10 protein-coding genes are annotated in these 10,969 nt (G+C 62.6%); 8 read left to right on the top strand and 2 right to left on the bottom strand.

Going from position 1 to position 10,969, the window contains the following annotated elements; genetic code table 11:
* The first annotated feature begins 16 nt into the window (after nt 1–16).
* The 8 genes from bchM (at nt 17) to bchJ (ending at nt 7,293) form a co-directional block, all read left to right on the top strand.
* On the top strand, nt 17–727 hold the full coding sequence (gene bchM / locus VBE63_RS04370; protein WP_323681776.1) for a magnesium protoporphyrin IX methyltransferase: 711 nt from the start codon (nt 17–19) through the stop codon (nt 725–727).
* A gap of 2 nt (nt 728–729) precedes the next feature.
* Nucleotides 730–2,205, top strand: a complete 1,476-nt coding sequence (locus tag VBE63_RS04365) for a BCD family MFS transporter (protein WP_323681775.1) — start codon at nt 730–732, stop codon at nt 2,203–2,205.
* Between the two features lie 27 nt (nt 2,206–2,232).
* Nucleotides 2,233–3,006 carry a photosynthetic reaction center subunit H gene (puhA, locus tag VBE63_RS04360; RefSeq protein ID WP_323681774.1) on the top strand — a complete coding sequence of 258 codons (774 nt, stop codon included), beginning with the start codon at nt 2,233–2,235 and terminating at the stop codon, nt 3,004–3,006.
* Nucleotides 3,003–3,701 (top strand): photosynthetic complex putative assembly protein PuhB, encoded by a 699-nt coding sequence (gene puhB, locus VBE63_RS04355; protein WP_323681773.1) that lies wholly within the window; start codon nt 3,003–3,005, stop codon nt 3,699–3,701. The genes puhA and puhB overlap by 4 nt, the downstream gene beginning before the upstream one ends.
* A gap of 98 nt (nt 3,702–3,799) precedes the next feature.
* Entirely contained in the window at nt 3,800–4,303 is a 504-nt protein-coding gene (gene puhC, locus VBE63_RS04350) for a photosynthetic complex assembly protein PuhC (RefSeq protein ID WP_323681772.1), read from the top strand.
* Nucleotides 4,304–4,318: 15 nt separating this feature from the next.
* Nucleotides 4,319–5,110 (top strand): putative photosynthetic complex assembly protein PuhE, encoded by a 792-nt coding sequence (puhE, locus tag VBE63_RS04345; protein WP_323681771.1) that lies wholly within the window; start codon nt 4,319–4,321, stop codon nt 5,108–5,110.
* A 199-nt stretch (nt 5,111–5,309) separates the two neighbouring features.
* Nucleotides 5,310–6,677 (top strand): oxygen-independent coproporphyrinogen III oxidase, encoded by a 1,368-nt coding sequence (hemN, locus tag VBE63_RS04340; protein ID WP_323681770.1) that lies wholly within the window; start codon nt 5,310–5,312, stop codon nt 6,675–6,677.
* Nucleotides 6,678–6,690: 13 nt separating this feature from the next.
* A complete protein-coding gene (bchJ, locus tag VBE63_RS04335; RefSeq protein WP_323681769.1) occupies nt 6,691–7,293 on the top strand; it encodes a bacteriochlorophyll 4-vinyl reductase in 603 nt (200 codons plus the stop codon).
* Between the two features lie 112 nt (nt 7,294–7,405).
* Here bchJ and VBE63_RS04330 read toward each other — a convergent pair whose 3' ends face one another.
* On the bottom strand, nt 7,406–8,596 hold the full coding sequence (locus VBE63_RS04330) for a class I SAM-dependent rRNA methyltransferase (RefSeq protein WP_323681768.1): 1,191 nt from the start codon (nt 8,594–8,596) through the stop codon (nt 7,406–7,408).
* Nucleotides 8,535–10,964, bottom strand: coding sequence for a tRNA(Met) cytidine acetyltransferase TmcA (locus tag VBE63_RS04325; protein ID WP_323681767.1), 2,430 nt, complete (start codon nt 10,962–10,964; stop codon nt 8,535–8,537). Before VBE63_RS04325 ends, VBE63_RS04330 begins: the two co-directional genes overlap by 62 nt.
* Between the last annotated feature and the right edge of the window lie 5 nt (nt 10,965–10,969).

Below are 10,969 nucleotides of genomic sequence, written 5' to 3'. Positions count from 1 at the left end.
CGACCGAGTAACCATGATGCCCAACCTTTCGTATCAAGAACGCCGTAATCAGGTCGAGTCCTACTTCGACCGCACCGCGGTTGAGGCCTGGAAGCGGCTGACTTCGGATGCCCCGGTGAGCGGCATCCGCGCCACCGTGCGCGCCGGCCGCGATCGGATGCGCGCGACCTTGCTGGATTGGCTGCCGACCGATCTCAGTGGCAAGCGCCTGCTCGATGCCGGCTGCGGCACCGGTCTGTTGTCGGTCGAGGCAGCACGGCGCGGCGCCGAGGTCTACGCGGTAGATCTCTCGCCGACACTGATCGAGCACGCGCGTAAGCGCTTGCCGAGCGATCTGCCGGGGCGCATCGAATTCGCGGTCGGCGACATGTTGGCACCCGAACAAGGCGACTTCGATCACATCGTGGCGATGGATAGCCTCATCCATTACGAGCTTGAAGACGCGCTGGATGTGGTTGCTGGCTTTGTCGAGCGCGCGCGCACCTCGGTGCTGTTTACCTATGCACCACGCACACCGGCACTGGCGCTGATGCACGCCGTCGGTCAGTTCTTTCCCCGCAGTGATCGCTCGCCGGCGATCATCCCGATCCCTGAGTCGATGATGCAGGCTCGTCTCCGAGCGTCGGCTTGGTTTGATGGTTGGGAGATTGGCCGCAGCGAGCGGGTCGCTAAGGGCTTTTATACCTCGCAGGCGCTCGAACTGCGCCGCTGCACGGAGATCAACTAGCGATGTCGGCCTCGATGGGTGAGCTCAAGCGCCTCTTTTATCAAGAGGTTCTGCCGAAGTTTTTACCGTTCTCAGATGCTGCAACCAAAGAGTTGCCGCTCGGTCGACTGCTCCGCTTGGCGTTGTTTCAAGCCTCGGTTGGCATGATGATGGTCCTGCTGTACGGGACCCTGAACCGTGTCATGGTGGTCGAGAAGGGCGTGCCGCCCTGGCTCATCGGATTGATGGTGGCGCTCCCCGTGCTGGTCGCCCCGTTCCGGGCGCTGATCGGCTTCAAATCCGATATCCATGAATCGGCCTTCGGCTGGCGTCGGGTGCCTTTCATCTGGTTCGGCACCCTGATGCAGTTCGGCGGCCTAGCGATCATGCCGTTTGCGTTGCTACTGATGGCCGAAGGTGGCAGCGTGCCGACCTTTGTCACCTGGCTCGCCGCTGGACTCGCCTTCCTGATCGCCGGCGCCGGCCTGCATACCACGCAGACTGCTGGTCTAGCCCTCGCGACCGACCTTTCCACTGAGGACAAGCGTCCGCGGGTCATTGCGCTGCTCTTTGTGGTGCTGAACCTCAGCATGTTGGTGGCGTCGCTCGCGTTCGGCGCACTACTCAGCGGTTTTGACGAGATGAGCGTTGGTCAGGCGAATGGGCGCCTGATCGGCGTACTGCAGGGCACGGCGCTCGTGGCCGTCGCGCTGAATATGATCGCGCTCTGGAAGCAGGAATCGATCAATCGCGAGCGCGCTGAGCAGATCAAGGCCGATCGCGCGGCCCACAAGGCGCCGCCAAGGTTCCGCGAGACTTGGGCGCGCTTCATCCAAGCCGGTGATGCGGCACGATTACTGGTTGCACTCGGACTCGGCACCGCTGGGTTTCAGATGCAAGACATCCTGCTCGAGCCCTACGGTGGTCAGGTACTCGGTCTAACGGTCTCGCAGACCACGCGCCTGACGGCGATCTGGGCCTTTGGCACGCTCACCGCCTTTGGCCTGTCCGGTTATCTACTCGCTCGCAGCGTCGACTACTACCGGATCTCGGTCGCGGGGGCGCTGGTCGGTATGCTCGCTTTCGTCGCGGTCATTGCCGCCGACCCACTCGGCTCGCCGCTGCTATTCCGCTTCGGTGCACTGCTGATCGGTTTCGGTGGTGGGCTGTTTGCGGTTGGCACCCTAACCGCTGCGATGAACCTGGCCGATGCCGAGGGTAGCGGCCTTGCGCTAGGGGCTTGGGGCGCGGTCCAAGCCACTGCTTATGGTCTCGCGATGTTCCTCGGCGGCACGATCCGCGATCTCGTGACCACCATCACCTCCTCGGGAGCCTTCGGCGAAGATCTGATTCAGAATCAAGCCGTCGGCTATGCCTTTGTCTATAACCTGGAGATCTTGCTGCTCTTCGCCACACTGATCGCTATCGGACCGCTTGCCCTCAAGGGCGGTCATGCTGCGCGGTCTTCCTCGAAGTTCGGATTGACCGAGCTTCCCTAAAGTCACCTTGCCAACGGAGGTTATCCGATGCCCACTGGTGCGATTACCAACTACATCGATGTTGCCCAACTCACACTCTTAGTGTTCTGGTTCTTCTTCTTCGCGCTCATCTTCTGGATTCGTCGTGAAGATAAACGTGAAGGCTACCCGGTTGAGTCCCAACGCTTGCGCAGCGTGAAAATGATGCAAGGCTTCCCGCCGATGCCGAAGCCGAAGACCTTCCTGATGCCACACACCGGCACCAAGGTCGTCAAGCCTGGTCCAGAACAGCCACAGTACAAGATCAACGCCGAGCCGATCGCTCCGTTCCCGGGTGCGCCTTTGGCACCGGTTGGTGATCCGATGAAGGCCAATGTTGGCCCTGGCTCCTATGCGATGCGTTTGGATGAGCCGGATCTGACCGAAGATGGTCGGCCGAAGATTGCCCCGATGCGGCTTGCCAAGCACTTTGAGGTCGTGGACAAAGATCCTGATCCTCGTGGTATGCCCGTGAAGGGTTGTGACGGCGCGCAAGGCGGTGTCGTGAAGGAGATCTGGGTCGATCAGTCCGAGCCGCAGATCCGTTACCTCGAGCTCGAGGCGGCGGGTGGCAAGCGGGTCTTATTGCCGATCACTATGTGTGTGGTCAAAGGCAAGAAAGGCTATGTGGACGTTAACGCCATTACCGGTGCTCAGTTCGCCGGCGTGCCGACCCTGAAGAGCTATGACCAGATCACCATGCGTGAAGAAGATATGGTCACCGCTTACTACGGCGGCGGAACCCTGTATGCCACTCCAGAGCGCGCGGAGCCGTTTCTGTGAGTGAGTTTGCCTTCGAGCCGGTTCACGGCTTGCCGGAGAACCTCCCCCCTGGGGAGGCGCTCCGTTGGCAGGGCGCGCCACACTGGCGCGTTTTGGCCAGGCGTGCGTTCTATGTCCGCACCGTCGCCTTCTACTTCGGGCTGCTCATGCTGCTGCGCTTTGTCTATATGATCAGCAGTGGGGCAGGTCTGAAGGAGGCGGTGTTGGCAACGCTCTGGTTGGCGCTGCTGGGCGGGCTGGCAGTGGGGATTTTGGCGCTGCTGGCCTGGCTCTACAGTCGCTCGACGGTCTATAGCATTACCGACCGACGGTTGGTGATTCGATTTGGCGTCGCCTTGCCGATGGCGGTCAATATCCCGTTCAAGATTGTCGAGAGTGCCGGCTTGCGGACCTATCCGGACCGATCGGGTGATATCCCGCTGGTCCTGACCGAAGGTCAGAGCGTCAACTACTTCATCATGTGGCCCAACGTGCGTCCCTGGCGGTTCACGCAAGCGCAACCGATGCTGCGCAGCATTCCAGAAGCGGCCAAGGTGGCGGACCTCTTGGCGGAAGCGCTGCGCTCGGCGATCGCTGAGAATGCGGAAGCGGTCGAGACGACCCATGCCCAGGGGATGGATTCCAATCCTGAGTCCAAGGCCCCCGTCCAAAGTCCGGCAATGGAGCCATCCGCGGCTGAGGCTGGCGGTCAGTGATCGCTTACCGGTGCTTCTACAGGTGTTGAGCGGGATGGCTTTTCACCTTCTATCTTGCGCTCAATCTTGCGCCCAATCTTGCGCCGAGGAGTACAGCGATGAGCGACCCATTTGAGGGCCGCCCCTTCCCGCGCGGCGTGTTGATCGGCGCGGCCTTGCTGATCGCTTTCGTCATCGCAGCGGCCGCAATGGTCCGGCTGACGGGGGTGGGTGGTGTCGAAATGCCCTTCGCGCCAGTGGTTGAGGCCCGTGAGCTGGTCTTCGAGGAGCTTGGTGGGGGCCTGACCATGGCGACCTTGCCGGGGCCAAACGGCGCCGATCGCGACGCTGTGGTGGGTCTGATGGAGTCTGGGGTCGATGGTTTCGCGATGGGGGTGATGCGGGGCATGGTACGTGATCGTAACGCCCGTGATCTGCCGCTCGATGCCCCTTACCAGCTCGCGCTGCTGGAGGATGGTCGCTTGGTGTTTCGCGATCCGAGCGTCGGCACGGAAATCGATCTTCGTGCCTTTGGTCCGACCAACATGGCCTCGTTTTCTAAGCTCCTGCGCGCCGAGCCTAAGCCACTTGCCGATGTGGTTGCCACGGACGCTGGCGACTGAGGGGTCAACGTCTGGATGTCGAGCTATGCCCTAGCGATCGGCTACGCGTTGTTCCTTTGGTGGTTCAGTACCGGCGTTATTCTTTATCTGAATGGTCTGCCACCGCGCACCTATCGCGCTAGCCTGATCGCTGCAACAGCGTTGATGATCCTACTGGTCGGGGTGATTTTTCTGGTGCGCGACCGTCACGACCTCTGGGGCGCCTATCTCGGTTTCACCGCTGGCGTTCTTGTCTGGGGTTGGCTCGAGATGGTCTATTTCATGGGCTTGGTCACCGGCCCGCATAAGCAACCTTGTCCTCCTGGCTGCAGAGGCTGGCGCCGGTTCCGCCTCGCCCTCGGCACCAGTATCTACCATGAGCTTCTATTGCTCCTGATTGCTGCGCTGCTGGTCGGGGTAACCTGGGATGCGGCTAACCAGGTTGGCACCTGGGCCTTCGTGATCCTCTGGCTGATGCGCTGGAGCGCAAAGCTGAACCTCTTCTTAGGGGTTCCAAACCTAAATGAGGACTGGCTTCCGGACCATGTGCGCTTCATTACGAGCTATCTGCGCAAGCGGCCGATGAACCTGCTGTTTCCGGTCTCGGTCAGCGTGGCGACAGTGGTCATGTCGTTGCTGGTTGAGGCGGCGTTGGAACTGTCGACCACCTGCTTTGCAGGGGTCTCGTTGATCCTTGCCGCAACCCTACTCGCGCTAGCCATTCTTGAGCATTGGTTCCTGGTGCTGCCGCTCGCCGATGCGGCACTCTGGCGTTGGGTGACCACCTCGGGCGATCGAGCGAACTCGGGCCGAGTTGGAAATCGGTAGATTAGAATGTGCTGGATCAGCCTGCGCGTTGATGTGCGTCAACGCCTCAACGACGCCGCTTCACTAAGTTTACCGGCACGGCGACGCAGTCGGTGTCTCCGCGTCCGCAGAGGTCAGATCCGGATCGATAACGAACATGCGGATCAAGGAGCTGTGTGGCTATGCTTTCCTTCGCCCCCCGCATCACTGAGGTTATCTCATGTCGAACTTTGCGCCAACGGAGGTGTCGCCACAACAGTTGGCCCGAATCGCTGAGCTGGGGCCGCGCTACGCCCAATCTGCCAGTATGCCAGCGGACTGGATCGATAAGCTCGATAGCGCAGAGTATGCGAAAGCCCTGAGCAGTATCGCCCAGCATCCAGACGAGACCCTCTCGCTTTACATCCATATCCCGTTTTGCCCCGGACGCTGCCTCTACTGCGCCTGTAATACCACGGTCACGCACGACACGCTCTGGATCGACCGCTACCTCGACGGCCTGGATCGAGAGATGGCCCTGGCTGCCGAGCAGCTCCATACCGATCATGATGTGCTGCAGTTGCACCTGGCTGGCGGCACGCCGAACTACCTGAACGACGCCCAATTGACGCGGTTGACCGAGATCATCGAGCGCCGTTTCCGCATCATCCCCGATACCGACCTCTCGATCGAATGCGATCCTCGCCGCGCCTCGGCGGGTCAGCTCGATCTGCTGCATGCGCTAGGCTACCGGCGCGTGACCTTTGGTGTTCAAGACCTGAACCCAAAGGTTCAGCGTGCGATTGGACGCCTGCAATCGATCGATCTCATTCGCGATGTCTACGCGATGGCGCGCGAGACCGGCTTCGATGCCATTGGCTTTGATCTTATCTATGGCTTGCCCGAGCAGACCGAGGCGAGCTTTCAAGACACCTTGGACGCGATCGTCGAGCTGGCTCCAGATCGCATCGCCTGTTTCGGCTATGCTCGCACCACCGCCCGAGGAACCCATCAATACGCCATCGACGCGCATCGTTTGCCTTCGGCGACAGAGCGACAGGTGCTGTTTCATCGCGCCGTCAACACCCTGACAGCGGCTGGTTACGCCTGGATTGGGCTGGATGCCTTTGCGCTGGATACCGATGAGCTTGCGATTGCGCAGGAGGAAGGGCGGCTGCGCCGGAACTGCATTGGCTACACCGGCATCGAGACCGACCACATGCTGGGCTTCGGTAGCGCAGCGATTGGCGACGTTGGTGGCTTCTGTGTACAAAACGAGGTCGATATCAACACCTGGACGGCGCGGGTCGAGCGCGGCGAGCTGCCGGTCGCGCACGGACATCGGGTGAGCGACCGCGACCGGCGTCGACGTGATGCGATTGAGCACATGATCTGCAACCTTGAGCTACCGGCCGAGATCGCGGCAGGCTGCCTCGACGATGAATACGCGCGGCTTGCCAGCTACGCCGCCGACGGCCTTGTCCAGATCGAACCTGATCGCTTGCGGATCACCCCCTCGGGACGCTACTTCTTGCGTACCCTCTGCAGCGAGCATGGTGCCTACTTCGAGTGGGATCGCTCTCGCTGGCACTTCTCGCGCTCGCTATGAGAGCCCTCTCGACATGAGCCCTCTCGACAACAGCAAAGGCGTTGTCCGTATCGGTCCTAACGCCATCACGCGGATCGCCGAGGCACTGATGGCAGCGCGTGGCTCGGCCGATGAGGTGTTCGCCGCGGCCGGGCTCGGGCACTATCTCGCTGATCCGCCGGAGACGATGGTCGACGAGCGTGATGTCACCGCACTGCAGCAGGCGCTCCGGGCCGAGCTAGATGCCGAAGCCGCCCGTTGCATCGGCCATGATGCCGGCCTGCGTACCGGTGACTATCTGCTCGCCCACCGTATCCCCAAGCCAGCCCAGCGCATCCTCAAGCTCCTGCCGCCGGGAGTGGCGAGTCGCATGCTGCTCAAGGCCGTTGGCAAACATGCTTGGACTTTCTCCGGTAGCGGGGACTTCAGCTATACCATTGGTCGGCCGGTGCGTGTGCGCATCCAAGACTGTCCGCTGTGCCGTGGTAGCCAAGCCGATGTACCGGTGTGCGATTTCTACCGCGGTGCCTTTGAGCGGCTGTTCACGACCTTGGTCAACCGCCGGACCCAGGTCACCGAAAGCCAATGTCAGGCCATGGGCGCCGACGCCTGCATCTTTGAGATGCGTTGGCCCTAGCGCGCCCATGTCATCACGCTGACTGGGGCCGGACGAACAAGCTTTCTCGTCTCGACTTCCCGATGATCAGCCTTACAGCGGGCCCGAAATCGGGAAGCGCTTGATGAGGGGTTTAGTCCAATGCCCGCAGTACCAGCATCTTCAGGTAGGCGGTCTCTGGAATCGCTGGATGGATCGGGTGATCCGGTCCCTGGCTGCCGGTGAAGATCAGCTGCAGCCGGCGTCCCGCCCGCCGCGCCGCCTGCTGCACCGTCTGTAGAAAGTCCTCGCGTCCCATGTGGAAGGAACAGGACGAGGTCAGCAACAGCCCGCCAGCCTCGAGCACCTCGAGTCCAAGCCGATTCAGCCGCTGATAGGCACGTTGTCCCTCGGCCTCATCGCGGCGACGCTTGATGAAGGCTGGCGGATCGAGGATCACCATCCCAAAGCGGGCCTGGTCATCGCGCAACGCCCGCAGCGCATCAAAGGCATCGCCTTGTAGGCTGTTGACGCGCGCTTGCAGACCGTTCAGCGCCGCGTTGGCGTGCACCGCTGCGAGTGCGCTGGCGGCGCTGTCGATGCAAGTGACCGAGCGCGCGCCAGTAACGGCAGCCTGTAAGCCCCAGGCACCGAGATAACAGCAGCAGTCGAGGACCGCGCCGGTCGGCGCGAGACGATGCAGTTGCTGCCGGTTGTCGGCCTGATCGAAGAACCAGCCGGTCTTTTGACCGAATTGTGGCGAGACCTGGAAGCGTAGGCCGCCCTCGCTGAGCTCGATCTCCCCCTGATCCTCGCCGAGCACCCAGTCGATCCCCTGCTCCAGCCCTTCTTGCTCGCGCACGGCGGTGTCATTGCGCAATAGGATGCCTGTTGGGCGGACCACTTGCTCGAGTGCCGCAAGCAGGTTGCCGCGCTCGCGCTCCATGCCGGCGGTGGTGATCTGCACCACCAGCAAGTCGCCATAGCGATCGACGATCAGACCGGGCAGGGCGTCGCCCTCACTATGGATCAGCCGGTAGAACGGGGTTGGATAGAGCTGTTCACGTAGTGCCAGGGCATGATGAATACGCTCGACGAACAATGAGGGGCTCAGCGGATGCTCCCGCTGGCGGCTGGTCATGCGCACCGCGATCAACGAGCGTGGATTCGCATAGCCATAGCCGAGCCAACGCCCGCGTTTTGAGAACACTTCCACGGGCTGGCCGGGCTCGAGCGGCTTCAGCGGTGTCCGATCGGTGTCGATCTCATTGCTGTAGACCCAGTCATGTCCCGCTAACAGACGGCGTTCCTGGTCTTTCTTCAATTGCAGCTTGGTCGGGGTCATGGGCTTGAGGGCTCCTATTGTTGTGATCAACCTGATCCTGATTGCCGATTGAGCGTAGCGCGGTGACGGCCTCGCGCAACTGCCGCAAGTGCTCGGCGCGGCCACTCAGTTGAAGGGCGCGGACCACCGCCTCGACGCGGCGTCGTTGCAGGATGCTCAGGATCAACAGATCACGCTGCCGCCTTGAGAGCCGGCATTTGATCCCGCTGTCTGTCGAGACGGCAAGCCGGTCTCGAACCAGACGCTCGAGCGCAGGAAGCGCGACCTCAAGACTAGCATGAGCATTGGCGAAGGCATCGATCTGCCGCTGATCTGCTGCTGCGGGCGGTCCAGGCGAGCGCGGGCATGCTTGTTGCAGCAGGGCTGCGATCAGCGCTGGTTCGGCGTCTTGCAGCGGGCCGGTGAGCAGGACGGGCAGGTCAGATCCCAAGCGTTCGCGCGCCTGCTCGATCAAATCGGCGCCGTCTGGACTCAGCGCTTGCAGCACGACCGCCGCGCGAGCGCCACTGGCAGCATTGCGATGTGATCCCAGGTGCAACGGCGCCAGTCCACAGCGGCGCCAGAAGGCGAGCAGTTCAGCGCTGGCGCCGAAGCTTGCGCCGATCAGGTCGAGCCCATCCGCGCCTGCTTGCTCCGCAAGCGACTCGATCAGGCGCTGTCCCAATCCGCGCCGCCGCACCGCTGGATGCACGGCAATGCGCAGGATGCGGGCAAAGCCGAGGCGCGGTGCCTCAGGCAATCCGGCGTGCGCCGAGAGGGTCTGCGGCAGTAGGTGTCCAGGTGGCCGGCGACGGCCCTCGAAGATGGGTTGGATCAGAGCGGGCTCCAGCCTGCCTTCCCGGGCAATCAAGGCGGTTGCCAAGACGACAGCCCCAACGCTTAGGGTGGCGACTTGGAGATTCGGACCATCGAGCAGATGACGCAGGTCATTGGGCCGGGTTTGGTAGTGACCGAGCACCAGCAGCCCGAACAGTTGGCGAAGGAAGGGTTCGTTGGTCGCGAGCTGATCGCGCTCGTGCAGCCTGAAGCGCACCGCGGCAAGATCGGCGGCGACGACCTCTGCATCCGATGCCGGCTCCGCATCGAGCAGCAGTAGCTGATTGATCCACTGCTCGAGGCGATCGCCCTGCCGCCAGCGGATCGGGGTGTTGAGTCGCAACGCTCGCCAGCCTGGTGTGCGCTGGTCGAGCAAGGCGCGAAAGCGGATATCAAAGCCGCGTCCGCTTCCCTCATAGCCATGCACCGTGGTCGCGAAGCAGACCCGTGGGTAGTGCATCAGCAGTTGTTCGAGCAGGGGCGCGGGAATGCCAGCGGCCTCGTCGATGAACAGCAGGTCTGTATGTGGAAGGGTCGCGAGCAGTTGATCGGGCGCCTGAAAGCGGAGCAAGGCTTCAGTTAGGGTCTCTGTCGCGGTTTCTGCTGTACCTCCTGTCAGGACCCCTGTGACGGCCCCTGTCGCGCTGCCTGCGGTTGCCCGCAGACTGGCTCGTGCATGTGTGAACAAGGTTTGGATTGCACTGCGCCGCGGGGCGGTGACGATGATCCTTGAGTGCCGCGAGGCGATCAGGCGACCGGCAGCGATGCCGAGCGCGGCGGACTTGCCCCGTCCGCGATCAGCGGTGAGTACCAGTGGTCGTCGTGCCCGGCCTGCAGCCAGTGCGCAGATCGCTGCGACCGCTTCGGTCTGATCGGGGGTCGCAGGCTGTGCCGCTGACCGATTGATCCTGTTGTCCCGGCAAGCGTTTGAAGGATCGAATGACCGATCAGGTCGCTCCGCCTCGGCAAAGGTCTGTAGCAGTCGCGCCAGGCGGCTGATAAAGCGCCTACCGACCTTGGCGGCGGAGTCGGGGTGCGGAGCAAGACGTGCGGCCTCAGGGTCTACCCAGCGCGGCCAATCGGCCAGTGGCGGGGCGAGCAGCAGCAGCGAGCCGCCACCGCGCAGGCTGCCGACGGCGGCCCCCAGCGCGTCCGCGTCGAGGCCGCTCCAGAGGTCGACGATCAGCAGGTCGCACTCACCACCCAGCAGCCGCTGAATCTTGCTCGGAGGTATGGCATCGATCATAGAGCGGAGTGCGGTGTTGCTTGCTCCGGTGCTTTCGCCCGCCTTCGCCCTGTGGCTCAGTTCAGAGGCCAGGGCGGACATCACTGCGGATATCGCCTCTGGGATTGGGGCCTGACTCATCCAGACCGCCCGCTCCGGCTTGCATTGAGCAATCAGGTTGGCAGCGGCGGGCAAACCAGCGGCGCGCTCGCAATCGAGGAGCAGTAGCCGACGCTGCGGCCAGCCGTCGCCGCGGGGGGTGTCAATCAAAGCCTGTTGGATATCGCTCTCCTTCTCTCGCCAGTTGGCCAGTTGCCCAGTTGGCATGGCAA

Origin of the sequence: Lamprobacter sp., from assembly GCF_034860625.1 — a bacterium.
Classification (GTDB): Bacteria; Pseudomonadota; Gammaproteobacteria; order Chromatiales; family Chromatiaceae; genus Lamprobacter.
The sequence above is the reverse complement of the archived record's forward strand: the minus strand, read 5'-3'. Positions and strand labels throughout refer to the sequence as shown.